This window comes from Oceanicola sp. 22II-s10i, assembly GCF_002210105.1.
Taxonomy (GTDB): Bacteria; Pseudomonadota; Alphaproteobacteria; order Rhodobacterales; family Rhodobacteraceae; genus Pseudooceanicola.
The window spans coordinates 86,517-103,474 of record NZ_AQQU01000007.1; the positions used below are offsets into that span (position 1 = coordinate 86,517).

Consider the following 16,958-nt stretch of genomic DNA (forward strand, 5'->3'; position numbering starts at 1 on the left):
CGCGCCGTCATCAAACTTTTACCGGCTGCGGGCAGACCCGCGGCCGGACAATCCGTTCAAGACCGATAAGGAGATCCCGAGATGGCGATCACTGCCGCACAGGTGAAAGAACTGCGCGAAAAGAGCGGCGCAGGCATGATGGATGCCAAGAAGGCCCTCACCGAAACCAACGGTGACATGGAAGCGGCCATCGACTGGCTGCGCACCAAGGGTCTGGCCACTGCCGCCAAGAAATCCGGCCGTACCGCCGCCGAGGGCCTCGTCGCCGTCGCCGTCGAAGGTGGCAAGGGCGTCGCGCTCGAGGTGAACTCGGAAACCGACTTCGTCGGCAAAAACGCCGATTTCCAGGCCATGGTCAAAAGCTTTGCCGATGCCGCGCTGAACGTGTCGGACATCGAGGCGCTGAAGACCGCAACCGTGGACGGCAAGACCGTCGAAGCCACGCTGACCGACAAGATCGCCACCATTGGCGAGAACATGACCCTGCGCCGGATGGTCAAGATCGAAGGCGATCAGGTCGTGTCCTACGTGCACAACGCGGCCGCCGACGGCATGGGCAAGATCGGCGTTCTGGTCGCGCTGAAGGGCGACAACGAGGCGTTCGGCAAGCAGGTCGCGATGCACATCGCCGCCGCCAACCCGGCATCGCTGTCCGAAGCCGATCTGGACCCGGCGCTGGTCGAGCGCGAGCGTTCGGTCCTGACCGAGCAGGCGCGTGAATCCGGCAAGCCCGAGAACATCATCGAGAACATGATCAAGGGCCGGATGAAGAAGTTCTTCGCCGAGGTCACGCTGCTCGGCCAGGCCTTTGTCATCGACCCGGACAAGACCGTCGCGGACGCAGCAAAGGACGCCGGCGTCGAGATCCTCGGTTACGTCCGTCTCGAAGTCGGTGAAGGCATCGAGAAGAAGGAAGAGGACTTCGCAGCCGAAGTCGCGAAGGCCGCTCAGGTCTGATCCCGCAGGGCAGGGCGCGTCCCTGCCCGTTGCAGAGAATACGAAAGCCGTCAGCCGCGTGCTGGCGGCTTTTGCTTTGCCCCGTCATTGCCCTGAAATGCAGAACGGTGCCGGACCTGCCGACACCGTTCGCATCTCGACCGCCCCCCTGGATGGGGATGTTGGGAGAGCGGATCGATATGCCGACCGGAGGCGGATCAATACACCTCCGGCCAGCTCCGGGAAAACCCGGCCGAACCGCAGAGCCTTGCAATTCCAAGGGTCCGGTCCGGATGCTCCATGGCCTCAAGGCCACCACTCACGGAACACGGTCAGATTGCCCTTTGACGTGGCGTCACGAAAGTATGGGAATCCATACCCTTCGGTAAGAATCCTGCGCCAAGCCCCCGAAAAGCATGGTATTCCTTACCCGGAAAGCAGTCCGGACGCGGAAATTCCTACGCTTCGATGACGAACATCTGGTTGAGGAAGGCCGCTTTGAGCACCGCCTGCGCCGTGGTTTCCACGTTCAGGTTCTCGCGGGCGAGTCGCAGGTGCTTTTCCACCGTCGCAGCCGTCAGACCCATCAACAGCGCGATGTCCTGCGTGGTCTTGCCGTCACCGACCCATTGCAGCGCCTCGCGCTGGCGCTTGGTCAGTTCGCGGGCCGGGCCCGAATAGGGCAGGGTCAGGATCTTGAGGTGTGCGACGTTGTTGAAGATGACGATGTCACGCCCGTATTCTTCCCAGATCGCGTCCACGTCGTCCTGGGTCATGCCGGGCTTGCCGGTCAGTGCGATCGCGCCCTTGGTCCGGGGCGAGATGCTCTTGAAGCTTATCGCGTAGCCGGCGGTGACGTTCATGGAACGGTTGAATTCCAACACCTTGCGTTCGCTTTCCGTCAGCGTGCCGGTGGTCATCATCTCGGCCGCGACACGCCACGAACAGGCGCCTTCGTTCGACAGCGCCCATTTGACCATGGGGGCATGGAAGTACAGGCCTTTCCCCATGAAGACGTCGGTGTAAGCCGTTGAATGGTTTGTCAGAATGACGAAGTCTTCCGGGTCGCCAAGCGACGTGTTCGTGCGGTAGCGCGTAAAGCCGTAGAGCAGACGGTCAAAGCCGTAGTCGGCCATCTTGGCGCAGTGCAGCGACCAAAGCTCCTCGATGCTGGGGGCATTGGTGATCTGCTCCAGGTAATCGCGTCGCGTTGTGGTCATCACTGTCATGTGGAGCCAAAGACTTGGTCAGGAATCGGAAAGCCCCAAGGGAGCGCGGTAAAGGCCGGGTCCACGGGCACGCCAGACCTTACTCGCAGCAATCCTCGGTTGTCGAGCCATGCAGGCGCAACTTTCCTCTCTTGTGGCCAGACCTGCGCGCGCGGTGACGTCGTCGGATCGACCAGAGGCCGGGTCAGAAGAACGACGCCACGCAAACCGTTCCGCAGGGCGCTGATTACACAGGATATTAAGGTCAGGATACTCAGGGACTGGTCGGGGTGTTAGTCGGATATTTACATAATACCGATTACACGATAAACGTATGAACCGACCGGGATGCCATCATCCTAGCGCATATCCCGCCCCGCGCACCGTCCGGACCGGATCGTCACCACCGAACTGGCACAACGCCTTGCGCAGCCGTCCGATGTGCACGTCGACGGTCCGCGTATCCACGTAGATGTCACGGCCCCAGACACGGTCCAGCAGCTGCTCGCGCGACCACACGCGGCCCGGTTTCTCCATGAACGTCGACAGCAGCCGGAACTCGGTCGGCCCCAGCTTCAGCGGCTGATCGGCGCGCGTGACGCGGTGCGTATCGCTGTCGAGGATGATGTCGTCGAACTCCAGCCGCTCACCCACGGACGACGGCCGCGAGCGGCGCAGCTGCGCACGGACGCGCGCCAGCAGCTCGACGACGCTGTACGGCTTGACCACGTAGTCATCGGCGCCGGTCTCCAGGCCGCGGACCTTGTCCACTTCCTCGGATCGCGCCGAGAGCATGATGATCGGCACGCCGCGCGTTTCACTGCGCGTCTTGAGCTGGCGGCACACTTCGATGCCCGAGACGTTGGGCAGCATCCAGTCCAGCACGATCACGTCCGGCTGCGCCTCGGCGACGAGGACAAGCGCCTCCTCGCCGTTGGCGGCCTTGGACACACGGAAGCCCTCGGCCTCCAGGTTATAAGCCAGAACCTCGCGCTGCGCGGGTTCGTCTTCGACCACCAGAACGGTGGGTTGGTCGGCCATTCTCAGTCGTCCTCGTCAGTGTCGGCATAGGCCATCGTGGGCGCGATCGACGGATCGACCGAGGTCTTGTCGCCCTTGGGCCGGTTCTCGTCCGGCTTCACGCCCGAGACCAGATAGATCACCTGCTCGGCGATCGAGGTCACGTGATCGCCCATGCGTTCGTTGTTCTTGGCCATGAAATGCAGGTGCATGCAGGCGGTGATGTTGCGCGGATCCTCGAGCATGAAGGTCAGGAATTCGCGGAACAGCGCGTTGTACATCTGGTCGATGTCCCGGTCGCGCTGGATGACGTCCGCCGCCAGCGCCGCATCGCGGCGGATGTAGGCGTCGAGCGCGTCCTTCAGCATCAGCTGCACCTCGCGCGCCATGCGGCGCAGCGCGGCGTGGCTGCCTTCGATCGGGCTCATCTGGATCAGGACGCCGGTGCGCTTGGCCATGTTCTTGGCATAGTCGCCGATCCGTTCGAGGTTGCCGGCGATCTTCATCACCGACAGCACGATGCGCAGGTCGATTGCCGTCGGGCTGCGCAGCGCGATCAGGCGGGCGCAGTCCTCGTTGATCATCTCTTCCAGTTCGTCGATGGCCCGGTCCCCTGCCCGCACCGTCTCGGCGCGTTCCTCGTCCCGGTCCTCGAGCGACTGCGCGGCTTCGAGGATCGCGGCCTCGACCAGTCCGCCCATCTTCATGATGCGGGCCTGGATCGCCTCCAGGTCGCGGTCGAAGGCGCTCGCGATGTGCTGTTCCTTCATGGTCCTGTCCTCCTCAGCCGATCCGGCCGGTGATGTAGCTTTCGGTCCGCGGGTCCTTGGGATTGGTGAAGATCTGGGAGGTCTCACCGTATTCCACAAGGTTTCCAAGGTGGAAGAACGCGGTCTTCTGGCTGACCCGCGCGGCCTGTTGCATGGAGTGCGTGACGATCACGACACTGAAGTTCTCGCGCAGCTCGTCGATCAGTTCCTCGACCTGGCCGGTCGCGATCGGGTCGAGCGCCGAGCACGGTTCGTCCATCAGCAGCACCTCGGGTTCGGTGGCAACGGCGCGCGCGATGCACAGACGCTGCTGCTGGCCGCCTGACAGTCCGGTGCCGGGCGCATGCAGACGGTCCTTGACCTCGTTCCAGATCGCCCCGCGGCGCAGGGATTTCTCAACGATTTCATCCAGTTCCGCCTTGTTCTTGGCAAGGCCGTGGATGCGCGGACCATAGGCGATATTGTCGTAGATCGACTTGGGGAACGGGTTCGGCTTCTGGAACACCATGCCGACCTTGGCGCGCAGCTGGACCGGATCGACGCGCTTGTCATAGATATCCTCGCCGTCGAGAAGGATGTCTCCCTCGACCCGGCAGATATCAATTGTGTCGTTCATCCTGTTGATACAACGCAGGAAAGTCGATTTCCCGCAGCCCGACGGACCGATGAACGCAGTGACGGTCTTGTCCTCGATCTGGACGTCCACGTCCTTGATGGCGTGCGTGTCGCCGTAATAGACCTGCACCTTGCGTGCGGTGATCTTGATGTCTTTCTGGTCCACGGCGGTCCCTGTCTTCGGAGAGTCGTACATCTTCACAGCCCTTTCTACCACCGGCGCTCGAATTTGCGGCGCAGGATGATGGCGATGATGTTCATGGTCATGAGGAACAGCAGCAGGATGATGATGCCACCCCATGCCCGTTCGTAATAGGCCGGATCGGCCCGCTTGGCCCATTCGTAGATCTGGGCGGGCATTGCCGAGTTCGGGGACAGGAAACCGTCGGTGAACCCGTCCGGATAGTTCGACGCGATGAAGCCCACCATCCCGATCAGCAGCAGCGGCGCGGTTTCCCCGAGTGCCTGAGCGAGGCCGATGATCGTTCCCGTCAGGATGCCGGGCATAGCCAGCGGCAGGACATGGTGGAACACCGACTGCATCTTGGAGGCCCCTACCCCGAGCGCCGCATCGCGGATCGACGGCGGCACGGCCTTGAGCGAGGCGCGGGTCGAGATGATGATCGTCGGCAGCGTCATCAGCGTCAGGACCAGCCCGCCGACGATAGGCGCCGACTGCGGCAGTTCCGCGAACTGGATGAAGACCGCCAGGCCGAGGATACCGAAGACGATGGATGGCACGGCGGCGAGGTTCGAGATGTTCACCTCGATCAGGTCGGTCCAGCGGCTCTTGGGGGCGAATTCCTCGAGGTAGATCGACGCGGCCACGCCGATCGGCAGCGCGAGGAACAGCACGACCAGCATCATGAAGAACGAGCCCATCATCGCGACCCCGATCCCGGCCTGCTCCGGCCGCTTCTCGGAGGCGTCGGCGCCGAACACGAAGTCCCAGTTGAACGACTTGGCCAGCAGGCCCTTGTCCGCCATCGCGTCGACCAGGTCGAGGTGCGCGGCGTCGAGGTTCTTGTCGCGGGCTAGGCTCTCACGGGTCACGCGGTCCTTCATGTAGCCGTCGACACGGCTGGCGGCCAGCAGGCGGAACTCGACCGTCTGCCCGACCAGCGCCGGATCGGCCAGGACCACGTCCCGGATCTGCGAGGCTGCGCTGTCGGAGACCAGCTTGCGCAGGTCCTTTTCCTTTTCGAACGGGTTCTCGATCCCCTTGTCGGCCAGCGCCTTTGCCAGCGCTGTGTCGACCAGCGGGGCGTAGCCGAAGGTCGTGACCTTGGCCATCTCCTCGCGGTCGCGGTTGCCGGTCTTGTCCAGCTTGGCCTCGTCAAGCTCGACCGGGATCGAGATGAAGGTCTGGGTGAAGGCCGGGGTGCCATTGCGCACGATGGCGAACAGCAGCGCGACGAGGAACAGCAGGCCGATCCCGATGGCGATGATGCCGTAGATCTTGAACCGGGCCTCGGCGGCGTTGCGCTTGCGGGTGCGGGCGTCCAGTTCCAGCAGCGAGCCGGAGGACCGCTTGCCGGGGGTTGCGCCCGGCATGGGGGTTGCGGCGTCGGTCATTCGTATTGCTCCCGGTATTTCCGCACGATCCAGAGCGCGAAGATGTTGAGGCCCAGCGTGATGACGAAGAGCGTCATGCCGAGCGCGAAGGCGACCAGCGCCTCGGGGCTGGCGAAATCCGCGTCACCGGTCAGCTGAGAGACGATCTTGGCGGTGACGGTGGTCATCGCGTCGAAGGGGTTCATGGACAGCTTGGCCGCGGCCCCTGCCCCCAGCACCACGATCATCGTCTCGCCGATGGCGCGGCTGGCGGCCAGCAGGATGGCGCCCACGATGCCCGGAAGGGCGGCGGGCAGGACGACCTGCTTGATGGTTTCCGACCGGGTCGCGCCCAGGCCGAGCGACCCGTCGCGCATCGCCTGCGGCACTGCGTTGATGATGTCGTCGGACAGCGAGGACACGAAGGGGATCAGCATGATGCCCATCACGAGGCCCGCGGTCATCACCGCCGTCCCGCCGCTCATCCAGTTCACGCCGATGGCCCCGTCGCGGCCGAAGATGTCGACCAGCAGCGGACCCACCGTCAGCAGAGCGAACAGGCCGTAGACGATGGTCGGGATACCCGCCAGCACCTCGAGCAGCGGCTTGGCAACCGCGCGGACCTTGGGGCTGGCGTATTCGGACAGGTAGACGGCGGCGAAGAGGCCGATCGGGACGGCCACGGCCAGTGCGATCAGCGAGATGTAGAATGTGCCCCAGAACAGCGGCAGAATGCCCAGCTCGGACCCGCCGCCGAAGGACGGCGACCATGTCAGGCCGAAGAAGAACTCGCTGGCCGGGTAGAGCTTGAAGAACTCGATGGTGTTGAAGACCAGCGACAGCACGATCCCGACCGTCGTCAGGATGGCGATCGAGGCCGCGCCGATCAGCAGGCCCAGCGACACCTTCTCGACGCTGTTGCGCGCGCGGAAGTCGGCGCCGGTGCGCATGTAGGCCATCCCGAACCCGGCAGCGGCGATCAGCAGGATCACGACGCTGCGGATCATAGTGCCGGTCGCGTTCATCGCACGGTAGCGCTGCGCGGCGGCCAGCGTGCTTTCGCTCACGTCGGAGCCGAGCGCGACGCCCACACCGGCCAGCCGGTCGCGGATGTCGTCCGGGCCGATGCTCTCGGCCTCGCCCGCGCCGATGACGCCCTGCGCGACGGCCATGTCCAGCCCGTCCGCCACCCGGCGCACGTCGGACATGATGAGCGACAGCGCGCCGCTGTCGGCGTAGGCGTCTTCCGGGATCATCGACTTGACCCGGTTCTCGATCAGCATCGGCTGGGCGACCAGCCAGAGGATCAGAACAAGGAGCGCCGGCACGACCGTCCAGATCAGGACGTTGTAGCCATAGTAGCCGGGAAGCGAATGCAGCCTGCGGATTTCACCGCCGGCCGTCGCGAGGGCACGGGCGCGCCCGACAAAGAACCCGACCGCGGCCAGGGCCAGGACGATCAGGACGATAATGCTTGCAGACATGAGGTGTTCACCGGGGTCTGTGAAAGATTTCGTCAGTCAAAGCCGTCCGGTCCCCGCGGCAGCAGATCCATTCAGGGGAATGGCCGGACGGAAGCGGTCCGGGCGGTGCACGGTGGCACCGCCCGGAAACCGGTCTTACATGCTCTGACCCATGGTCTGCTCGTCAGACACCATCGACTGGGTGTCCGCCAGTTCCGGATCCGACACGAGGCCGTATTCCGACAGCGGGCCGTCGGGGCCTGCCATGTCGTCGGACACGAAGAACTCGGCATATTCCTTCAGGCCGGGGATCACGCCGATATGCGCCTTCTTGACGTAGAAGTAGAGCGGACGCGACACCGGGTAGTCGCCCGATGCGATGGTCTCGGTCGTGGCTTCGACGCCCGAAATGGTCGCGACCTTCAGCTTGTCGGTGTTGTTCTCGTAGAACGCCAGGCCGAAGACGCCGATGCCGTTGGCGTTGGCGTCGATGCGGGCCAGCGTTTCGGTGTAGTCGCCGTCGATGTCGACCGACTTGGCATCGGTGCGCAGCTCCATGCAGGCGCTGGCGGCGGCTTTCTTGTCGCCGCCGTTCTCGGCCATGTAGGCCTCGAAGGCGCCGGTGGCTTCACAGCCCGCGACGATGACCTTTTCCTCGAACACTTCGCGGGTGCCGTGCTTGGTGCCCGGAATGAAGGCCAGGATGTCTTCGGCGGGCAGGTTCGCGTTGAACTCGCTCCACTGGGTGTAGGTGTTGTCGACCAGCTTGCCGTCGACCAGCACCTTCGCGCCAAGGGCGTTGAAGATGTCGGCGGGCTCGAACGCGTCGTAGGCCGGGCCGTTCAGCTGGCTGGCGAAGACGATCCCGTCATAGCCGATGCGGACTTCGATGATGTCGGTGACGCCTGCGTCGGCACAAGCCTTCACTTCGCTTTCCTTGATCGCGCGCGATGCGTTGGCGATGTCGATCGTGTTCTCGCCCACGCCTTCGCAGAAGCGCTTCAGACCGGCCGAGGAGCCGCCCGATTCCACGACCGGGGTCGGGAAGTCGAAGTTTTCGCCGAAGGCTTCGGCGACGATGGAGGCGTAGGGAAGGACCGTCGAGGACCCTGCGACCTGCACCTGATCCCGCGCTGCGGCAGCACCGGCGGAAAGAGCGGCAATGGCCAGCGCCGAGGCGGTGAGTTTCATGGAATGCATCTAGTGCTCCTGCTTGTCAGCTGTCAGTCGGCCACCATCCCCCGGTGGCCCTGTCCGCGTGCTAGAGGGCGGGCGCAATGCTTTTGTGACACTCACGTAACAGTTTCATGACAGCGCAGGATGACGCAGCGGAACCGGCCTCCTCCCGCCTATTCCGCCGGATCGGTTGCCCCGGTCACGACCTGAACAGGCAGCGTAACCGAGAAGCGCGTGCCCTGCCCCGGCTCGCTTTCCACCTTCAGACGCCCCCGGTGCCGGTTGACGATATGCTTGACGATGGCCAGCCCCAGCCCGGTCCCCCCCATCTCGCGCGAGCGGTGGTCGTCGACGCGGTAGAACCGTTCGGTGAGTCGCGGCAGATGGATCGGATCGATTCCCGGCCCGTCATCCTCGACCGAAATCACCGCACCCGGACCGCGCAGCGCGGCCACCTGCGCCTCACCCGTCAGCCGGACCGTCACCTCGCCGCCGCTGGCCCCATACTTGATCGCGTTCTCGACCAGGTTGGTGACCACCTGCCGCAGCTGATCCTCGTCGCCCGGCACCTCCAGCTCGCCTTCGGGCAGCGCACCGGTCAGCGTGACACCGGCCCCCTGCGCCAGCGGATCGAGGCGCCGCAGCACCGACCCGACGAGCCCGACCAGATCCACCCAGCTGCGCGGCCGCATCCGCTCTTCGCTTTCGACCCGGTTCAGCGACAGCAGGTCGGCCACCAGCCGCTCCATCCGCTGCGCCTCGGCCGCCATGATCCCGAGGAACCGCTCCCGCGCCACCGCATCCTCGCGCGCCGGGCCGCGCAGCGTCTCGATGAACCCCAGCAGTGCCGTCAGCGGTGTCCGCAGCTCGTGGCTGACATTGGCCACGAAGTCGCGCCGCATCTGGCCCGCCTGTTCGATATGTGTGACGTCCTGAAACGACAGCAGCACGCCCTCGGCACCGGGGATCCCCAGCCAGGCGCTCTGTACCTCATAGGTCATGTCCTGACCCTCATTCCGGGTCAGCATCCGTGTGCGCCGCACCCGCCGGTCCCCCATCGTGCCCTCGACCGCGTCCAGCACGGCCGGCTGACGGATCGCCGTGATGTAGTGGCGCCCGTCGATCCCCTCGCCGAACAGGGCGGAGGCTCCGGCATTCGTCCCAAGGATCCGCTCGGTCCGGCCAATCAGCACGGCGGGCAGCGGCAGCGCCTGCATGAGGGCGGGTATCGTATCGGTCATCAGCGCGGTCCCTCCGGGTGAGTCGCCGCAGATATGCCGCGTCGCGCCGGTCGAGGCCAGCGCCGGACAGGTCGTGCACGTTTTTCCGGCATCCGACGCCGCGCATCCGCGTCATTCCGCCGCCCGGCCCGATGCGGCGAGTGCCCCCCATTGCGCAAGGGTGTCGAGACGGCTGACGATGATTACGTCGCCGCCCGAGTGCGGTGCTGGGGATGAGGCGCCGAAAGATGCCGTGCTACGTGATCACGCATACCCGTTTCCGCGATGACCAGGGGTTTCGCGAATTCCGGACCCGGCTCGACACGCTGGCCGACCGCCAGCACTTCCGCCTGCACCCGCTCAGCGACGTGTCCACGCTGCCGCGGCCGGATCAGGCGGTGATGATGGAATTCGAGAATGCGGAAAGCGCCCATGCCTTCATGGGCTCCGACCTCTTCCGCGCGATCAGCCGCGAACCGGCGCTGAGCGCCTGACGCGTCCTCAGCCGACCGGCTTCAGCCCGACCCGGAACCGGCGCATCTTGTCCTGGTAGCTCTCGGCCGATTTCGCCAGCCGCGCCGCCCATTCCGGGCCCAGCTCCTTCACGACCTTGCCCGGACTGCCGAGAACCATCGAATTGTCGGGGATCACCTTGTCCTCGGTGATCAGCGCCCCCGCCCCGATCAGGCAGTTCTTGCCGATCACCGCCCGGTTCAGCACCGTCGCGCCCATGCCGATCAGTGTGCCGTCACCGATGGTGCAGCCGTGCAGCATCGCCTTGTGCCCGATGGTGCAGTTCGCCCCGACGACCAGCGGACAGCCCGGATCCGTGTGCATGACCGTATTCTCCTGCACGTTCGACCCCGTGCCGATCTCGATCACCTCGTTGTCGCCACGCAGCGTCGCGCCGAACCAGACCGAGGCGCCGGAGCGTAGCACCACCCGCCCGATCACGTTGGCATCGGGCGCCACCCAGAAATCGCCGTCCTCGGGCGTTTCCGGCACCCACTCCTCGAAAGCGTAGATCGTCATGACATCTCCTCGAATTCCGCCTGCAGGGCACGCACATGTTCGGTCAGCCCCGGCTGCTGCAACCGCTTCAGCCGCGACGCGGTCAGTATGGCGCGCAGCTTCTCTTCCGTCGCGTCCAGATCGTCGTTCACAAGGACGTAGTCGTAGCTGTCCCAGTGGCTGATCTCGTCCCAGCTCCGCTGCATCCGCCGCGCGATGACGTCCTCGCTGTCCTGCGCCCGCTCGCGCAGGCGACGGTGCAGCTCGCGGATCGACGGCGGCAGCAGGAAGATCGACAGCGTGTGCATCCCGAGCGCCGAGTTCCGGATCTGCTGGGCCCCCTGCCAGTCGATGTCGAACAGCACGTCCTGCCCGGCCTCGATCGCCTCCTGCACCGCGGCGCGGGGCGAGCCGTAGAAATTCCCGAACACATGCGCATGTTCCAGCATGCCGCCGCCCGCGACCTGCGCCTTGAACCCCGCCTCGTCCATGAATTGGTAATCGCGCCCGTCGACCTCGCCGGGCCGCGGGGCGCGCGTGGTGGCCGACACCGAAAACCGGATCGCCGGATCCCAGGCCATCAACCGCCGCGCCAGCGTGGATTTCCCCGCCCCGGAAGGCGAAGACAGGATGATCAGAAGGCCGCGCCGCTCGCTCATGCGCCCGCTCCGGGTAACCAAAATCCCCGCCCCTGTCGCATCAATCCAACGCGCAGGCAACCGTACCGCACCGGTCCCCTGCTTCTTCTGGTTCCAAATACCTCGGGGGCTCCGGGGGCAGAGCCCCCGAAGTCCCGGTCAGCCAAGGAGCGTGGACGCCCGAGGTCACCCCCGGACCGTCCCCTTACCCTCGACCAGGTACTTGAAGCTGGTCAGCTGCTCGGCCCCGACGGGCCCCCGCGCATGCATCTTGCCGGTGGCAATCCCGATCTCCGCGCCCATCCCGAACTCGCCGCCATCGGCGAACTGGGTCGAGGCATTGCGCATCAGGATCGCGCTGTCCAACTCGCGGAAGAACTTGTCCGCCGCCACGTCGTCCTCGGTGATGATCGCCTCGGTGTGCTGCGACCCATAGGTCCGGATATGGTCGATCGCCTCGTCCAGCCCGTCGACCAGCTTGGCCGCGCAGATCATGTCGAGGAACTCCTTGCCGAAATCCTCGGCCTGCGCCGGCACCACGCCCGCGACCTTCGTCAGCTCCCCGGCCCCGCGCACCTCGACACCGGCCTTGACCAGCGCCTCGACCACAATCGGGCCGTGCTGGGTGTAGAACCGCCAGTCGACCAGCAGGCATTCCATCGCGCCGCAGATGCCGGTGCGCCGGGTCTTGGCGTTCAGCACCACCTCGACCGCCATCGCCGGATCCGCGGTGGCACCGACGTAGATGTGGCAGATGCCCTCCAGATGCGCGAACACGGGCACCCGCGCCTCGCGCTGGACGAGACCGACCAGCCCCTTGCCGCCGCGCGGGACGATGACGTCGATGTGTCCCACCATGCCCAGCATCTCGCTGACCGCCGCCCGGTCGCGGGTCGGCACCAGCTGGATCGCGTCCTCGGGCAGGCCCGCCTGGCGCAGTCCCTCGACGAGGCAGGCGTGGATCGCGCCTGACGAGTGGAAACTCTCGGATCCGCCGCGCAGGATCACCGCGTTGCCGGACTTCAGGCACAGCGCCCCCGCATCCGCCGTCACGTTCGGGCGGCTTTCGTAGATCACCCCGATCACGCCCAGAGGCGTGCGCACGCGGCGGATGTGCAGGCCCGACGGCATGTCCCATTCCGCGATCACGTCACCCACGGGATCGCGCTGTTCGGCCACGGCCCGAAGGCTGTCGGCGATGCCGCGGATCCGCGCCTCGTCCAGCGCCAGCCGGTCCATCATCGCCTTGGACAGCCCCTTTTCCTCGCCATAGGCGAGGTCGAGGCAGTTGGCGTCGATGATCTCTTCCCGGCGCTGCCAGATGGCCTCCGCCGCACCGATCAGGGCCGCGTGCTTGCGGTCCGGGGCCGCGGTCGCGAGCACGGCCGAGGCCTTGCGGGCCTTCTCGCCAATCTCGCGCATCAGGTCGGGGATGTTCTCCATGTCCTTCATTTCGCGTCCCTTTTCTCAGATTGCCATGTCATCGCGGTGCACCAGGGCGGCGCGGCCCGGATAGCCCAGTATCGCCTCGATCTCGTTCGACCGGTGGCCCTTGATCGCCTGCGCCTCGACCGAGGTGTAGCGCGACAGGCCGATCGCCAGAACGGCGCCGTCCGGCCCGGTCAGCGTGACGGGATCGCCGCGCCCGAAGCGCCCCTCGACCGCCGTCACACCGGCGGGCAGCAGCGACTTGCCCTTGGCCATCGCGGCCGCCGCACCGGCGTCCAGCCGCATCAGCCCCTTGGGCTTCATCGCACCGATCCACCGCTTGCGCGCTGCCTGCGGGTCGACCTGCGCGGTGAACCACGTTGCAGGCGCGCCGTTTTCCAGCCCGGTCAGCGGGTTATCCGGCGTTCCCAAGGTGATGCACAAGGCGCAGCCTGCCGAGGTGGCCGTCTTGGCCGCCATCAGCTTGGTCTTCATCCCGCCCTTGGACAGGCCGGATCCGGCGTCGCCCGCCATCGCCTCGATCGCGGGGGTGATCTTCTCGACCAGTTCGAACCGCCGCGCGGTCGGGTCGTCGTTGGGATTGGCGGAATAGAACCCGTCCACGTCCGACAGCAGCACGACCTGATCCGCCCCGACCGTCACCGCGACCTGCGCCGCCAACCGGTCGTTGTCGCCATAGCGGATCTCGTCCGTGGCGACCGTGTCGTTCTCGTTCACGATGGGCACCACGCCGAAGCCCAAAAGCGTCTCCAGCGTCGCGCGCTGGTTCAGGTAGCGCCGCCGGTCCGCGCTGTCCTCCAGCGTCACCAGCACCTGCGCGATGGTGATCCCGTGCGGCTTCAGCACGCGCTCGTAGGCCGCAGCCAGCCCGACCTGCCCGACCGCCGCCGCCGCCTGCGCCTGTTCGAGCGCCAGCACGCCCAGGCCCAGCCCCAGAACGCCGCGCCCGAGCGCGATGGAGCCGGAGGAGACCAGCACCACGTCCGTCCCCCGCGCCCGGATCCGGGCCACGTCGGCGGCGAGGCTTTCCAGCCAGTCCGCCCGCAGCGCGCCGGTGTGACGGTCGACCAGCAGGGCCGAGCCGATCTTGACGACCAGCCGCTTCGCCTCGGCCAGCCGGGGCAGCGTCATGGTTTCGCTCAGGGCCTCCAAGGCTCGTCCTCCGCCGCTTGCGATTTCGCCTCGCGCAGCCGGTCGGCCGAGATCTTCTTGCGCAGCGCGCGCAGCACCTCGGTGATCCCTTCGCTGGAAGCCCCCGACATCAGCATCACCGGCCCGCCGACCTCGGCCTCCAGCTCTTCCTTCAGGAAGGCGCGTTCCTCGTCGTCCAGCGCGTCGATCTTGTTCAGCACGGTGATCCGGGGCTTTTCATCCAGCCCGGCGCCGTAGGCTTCCAGTTCCTCGATGATCGTGTGGTAATCCTCGAGCAGCGTGCCAGAGGTGCCGTCGACCAGATGCAGCAGCACCGCGCAGCGCTCGATATGGCCGAGGAACAGGTCGCCCAGCCCCCTGCCCTCGGACGCGCCCTCGATCAGGCCGGGAATGTCGGCCACGACGAATTCCGCCCCATCGACACCGACGACACCGAGGTTCGGATGCAGCGTCGTGAACGGATAATCCGCGATCTTCGGCCGCGCGTTCGACGTGGCGGCGAGGAAGGTCGACTTGCCCGCGTTCGGCAGCCCCAGCAGGCCGACGTCCGCGATCAGCTTCAGCCGCAGCCACAGCGTCCGCTCCACGCCCTCCTGCCCCGGATTGGCGCGCCGGGGGGCCTGGTTGGTGGAGGTCTTGAAGTAGGCGTTGCCGAAGCCGCCGTTGCCGCCCTTGGCCAGCACCACGCGCTGGCCGACCTCGGTCATGTCGGCGATCACCGTCTCCTCGTCCTCGTCGAGGATCTCGGTCCCCACGGGCACCCGCAGGATGATGTCGTCGCCGCGGGATCCGGTGCGGTCCCGGCCCATGCCGTGCTGGCCGTTCTGGGCAAAGAAGTGCTGCTGGTAGCGGAAGTCGATCAGCGTGTTCAGCCCGTCGACCGCCTCGGCGATCACGTCGCCGCCGCGCCCGCCGTCACCGCCGTCCGGTCCGCCGAATTCGATGAACTTTTCCCGCCGGAACGAGACCGCGCCGCCGCCGCCCGAGCCTGAGCGGATGTAGACCTTTGCGAGATCGAGAAACTTCATGTTTCATCCTCTGCCGCAAAGGTCGCTTATCCCAAGCGTGCCCTGCGGCTCAATCCTGTTTTCCGGACTCCAGCACCCTGCTGTAGGTCCAGGTGGGCACGTTGACGCCACGGGCGACCGAGAAGCTCTCGGCGTCCCCGATATAGGCGAAACCGCAGTTTGTCAGCACCCGCGCCGAGGCGGGGTTGTCCTGAAAGACGCTGGCGAAGAACGTCCGGTCCCCCAGCGGGTTCGCCGCGACGATCGCCGCGACCGCGCCCGAGGCGACGCCGGTGTTCCAGTAGGCCGGCGCGACCCAGTAGGAAATCTCCGACTGTCCGCCGCCGTCCATCCGGGTCAGACCGACCAGCCCCATGACCTCGGGCCCGCCGTTCTGGCTGGCGTCGATGGCCCAGACATCCTCTTCACGCCCCTCGGTCTGGGCGCGGCGGATGAAATCCTCCGGCACGCCCGGTGGCAGTGGGTGCGGGATCGACGTCGTGCCGCGCGCCACTCGTTCGTCCGAGGTGTGCAGCCGGATCAGCCCGGCATCGGACGTGCGCAGCGGGCGCAGGATGAAGTCGCCTGCCGGAATGACGGGCTGGGTGACGATGTGGTCGTGCATCATGGGCTATCTCCTCCGACGCCCCTGAACGAATAAGGGGACCGGCTGCGTGCCGATCCCCTATCTGTGTCATCAGACCCCTGAGGTCGGCTTACTCTGCGGCCTCCGCCGCTGGCAGCACGGAAATGAACGTGCGGCCCTTCAGGCCCTTGTGGAATTTCACATTGCCTTCGACGGTCGCGAAGATGGTGTGATCCTTGCCAAGGCCGACGCCCTCGCCCGGCCACCACTTGGTGCCGCGCTGGCGGCACAGGATGTTGCCCGGAATGACGGATTCGCCGCCGTATTTCTTGATGCCGAGGCGGCGACCGATAGAGTCGCGGCCGTTGCGGGAGCTACCGCCAGCTTTCTTGTGTGCCATTGGTCGTGTCTCCTCTTACTTCGCCAGTTCTTTGGCCTGTTCGATCCAGCCTTCACGCTCGATCCGGCCTTTGAACGACAGTTTCTCGTCCATCGCGGCGACGTCTTCGTCAGTCCATGCCGCGATCTGCGCGAAGCTGGTCACACCCGCTTCGTGCAGTTTCTTTTCCAGCGCGGGGCCCACGCCCGACAGCTTTTTCAGGTCATCGCCACCTTCGGCCTTGGGTGCGGCCTCTTTCTTAGGGGCGGCGGCCTTCTTCTCGGCCTTCGGTGCGGCTGCGGCGACGGCAGCGCCCGACACGGAACCCGCGCCGATGGCGGCCTTGACGCCCGACTTGCCCGCGCCGTCGGCGAGGATGTCGGTCACGCGGAGCAGCGTCAGCTGCTGACGGTGGCCCTTGGTGCGCTTCGACGAATGCTTACGGCGACGACGCACGTAGTGGATGACCTTGTCACCCTTGATCTGGTCGATGACTTCGGCCTGCACGGCCGCGTCCGCAACGAACGGCACGCCGAGGACGGTCTTGTCACCGCCCAGCATCAGCACGTCGTTGAACTGAACCTTCTCGCCGGCGTCCGCTGCCAGCTTTTCGACGCGCAGCACGTCACCGGCCTGAACCCGGTACTGCTTGCCGCCGGTCTTGAGAACCGCGAACATATGCTCTTCCTTCGTATCCCGCGTCCTGTGGCGCCCTTGCGGAACTTTCGGGGCGTGGCCCCGCCTGCGGACAGCGCGCCCCGGTCAGGGCGACAT

Annotated in this window: 18 protein-coding genes; 2 read left to right on the forward strand and 16 right to left on the reverse strand. The window is 66.0% G+C overall.

All coding sequences use genetic code 11. The annotated features are described in order from the left end of the window. The first annotated feature begins 81 nt into the window (after positions 1-81). Entirely contained in the window at positions 82-957 is an 876-nt protein-coding gene (gene tsf / locus ATO6_RS17215; protein ID WP_088625272.1) for a translation elongation factor Ts, read from the forward strand. Positions 958-1,394: 437 nt separating this feature from the next. Here the strand turns inward: tsf and ATO6_RS17220 are convergent, their stop codons facing one another. The 8 genes from ATO6_RS17220 to ATO6_RS17255 form a co-directional block, all read right to left on the reverse strand. Beyond that, on the reverse strand, positions 1,395-2,156 hold the full coding sequence (locus ATO6_RS17220; RefSeq protein WP_088625273.1) for an autoinducer binding domain-containing protein: 762 nt from the start codon (positions 2,154-2,156) through the stop codon (positions 1,395-1,397). A gap of 342 nt (positions 2,157-2,498) precedes the next feature. Continuing rightward, positions 2,499-3,185 carry a phosphate regulon transcriptional regulator PhoB gene (phoB, locus tag ATO6_RS17225; protein WP_088625274.1) on the reverse strand — a complete coding sequence of 229 codons (687 nt, stop codon included), beginning with the start codon at positions 3,183-3,185 and terminating at the stop codon, positions 2,499-2,501. 2 nt (positions 3,186-3,187) lie between these two features. Then, positions 3,188-3,934 carry a phosphate signaling complex protein PhoU gene (gene phoU, locus ATO6_RS17230; RefSeq protein WP_088625275.1) on the reverse strand — a complete coding sequence of 249 codons (747 nt, stop codon included), beginning with the start codon at positions 3,932-3,934 and terminating at the stop codon, positions 3,188-3,190. Between the two features lie 13 nt (positions 3,935-3,947). Continuing rightward, positions 3,948-4,745 (reverse strand): phosphate ABC transporter ATP-binding protein PstB, encoded by a 798-nt coding sequence (pstB, locus tag ATO6_RS17235; RefSeq protein WP_088625276.1) that lies wholly within the window; start codon positions 4,743-4,745, stop codon positions 3,948-3,950. 14 nt (positions 4,746-4,759) lie between these two features. Continuing rightward, complete coding sequence (pstA, locus tag ATO6_RS17240) at positions 4,760-6,124, reverse strand: phosphate ABC transporter permease PstA (protein WP_088625277.1); 1,365 nt, start codon at positions 6,122-6,124, stop codon at positions 4,760-4,762. After that, entirely contained in the window at positions 6,121-7,587 is a 1,467-nt protein-coding gene (pstC, locus tag ATO6_RS17245) for a phosphate ABC transporter permease subunit PstC (protein ID WP_088625278.1), read from the reverse strand. The genes pstA and pstC overlap by 4 nt, the downstream gene beginning before the upstream one ends. Positions 7,588-7,722: 135 nt before the next feature. Next, positions 7,723-8,766 (reverse strand): substrate-binding domain-containing protein, encoded by a 1,044-nt coding sequence (locus ATO6_RS17250; RefSeq protein WP_088625279.1) that lies wholly within the window; start codon positions 8,764-8,766, stop codon positions 7,723-7,725. A 149-nt stretch (positions 8,767-8,915) separates the two neighbouring features. Next, positions 8,916-9,983: an ATP-binding protein gene (locus ATO6_RS17255; protein ID WP_088625280.1), complete on the reverse strand. Its 1,068-nt coding sequence runs from the start codon at positions 9,981-9,983 to the stop codon at positions 8,916-8,918. A 227-nt stretch (positions 9,984-10,210) separates the two neighbouring features. On the opposite strand from ATO6_RS17255, the gene ATO6_RS17260 reads away from it, so the two are divergent. After that, positions 10,211-10,456: a DUF1330 domain-containing protein gene (locus ATO6_RS17260; RefSeq protein WP_088625281.1), complete on the forward strand. Its 246-nt coding sequence runs from the start codon at positions 10,211-10,213 to the stop codon at positions 10,454-10,456. 7 nt (positions 10,457-10,463) lie between these two features. Here ATO6_RS17260 and ATO6_RS17265 read toward each other — a convergent pair whose 3' ends face one another. The 8 genes from ATO6_RS17265 to ATO6_RS17300 all read right to left on the reverse strand — a co-directional run bounded on the left by ATO6_RS17265 (position 10,464) and on the right by ATO6_RS17300 (position 16,862). Then, complete coding sequence (locus tag ATO6_RS17265) at positions 10,464-10,994, reverse strand: gamma carbonic anhydrase family protein (protein ID WP_088625282.1); 531 nt, start codon at positions 10,992-10,994, stop codon at positions 10,464-10,466. Beyond that, positions 10,991-11,632 carry a guanylate kinase gene (gene gmk, locus ATO6_RS17270; RefSeq protein ID WP_088625283.1) on the reverse strand — a complete coding sequence of 214 codons (642 nt, stop codon included), beginning with the start codon at positions 11,630-11,632 and terminating at the stop codon, positions 10,991-10,993. Before gmk ends, ATO6_RS17265 begins: the two co-directional genes overlap by 4 nt. Positions 11,633-11,797: 165 nt before the next feature. Further along, positions 11,798-13,063, reverse strand: a complete 1,266-nt coding sequence (locus tag ATO6_RS17275) for a glutamate-5-semialdehyde dehydrogenase (RefSeq protein WP_088625284.1) — start codon at positions 13,061-13,063, stop codon at positions 11,798-11,800. A gap of 15 nt (positions 13,064-13,078) precedes the next feature. Continuing rightward, positions 13,079-14,191, reverse strand: coding sequence for a glutamate 5-kinase (gene proB, locus ATO6_RS17280; RefSeq protein WP_176440988.1), 1,113 nt, complete (start codon positions 14,189-14,191; stop codon positions 13,079-13,081). A gap of 8 nt (positions 14,192-14,199) precedes the next feature. Beyond that, entirely contained in the window at positions 14,200-15,240 is a 1,041-nt protein-coding gene (obgE, locus tag ATO6_RS17285) for a GTPase ObgE (protein WP_088625285.1), read from the reverse strand. A 49-nt stretch (positions 15,241-15,289) separates the two neighbouring features. After that, entirely contained in the window at positions 15,290-15,847 is a 558-nt protein-coding gene (locus ATO6_RS17290; RefSeq protein ID WP_088625286.1) for a GNAT family N-acetyltransferase, read from the reverse strand. Between the two features lie 88 nt (positions 15,848-15,935). Next, positions 15,936-16,205, reverse strand: a complete 270-nt coding sequence (gene rpmA, locus ATO6_RS17295) for a 50S ribosomal protein L27 (RefSeq protein ID WP_088625287.1) — start codon at positions 16,203-16,205, stop codon at positions 15,936-15,938. Positions 16,206-16,220: 15 nt separating this feature from the next. After that, positions 16,221-16,862, reverse strand: a complete 642-nt coding sequence (locus ATO6_RS17300; RefSeq protein WP_088625288.1) for a 50S ribosomal protein L21 — start codon at positions 16,860-16,862, stop codon at positions 16,221-16,223. Between the last annotated feature and the right edge of the window lie 96 nt (positions 16,863-16,958).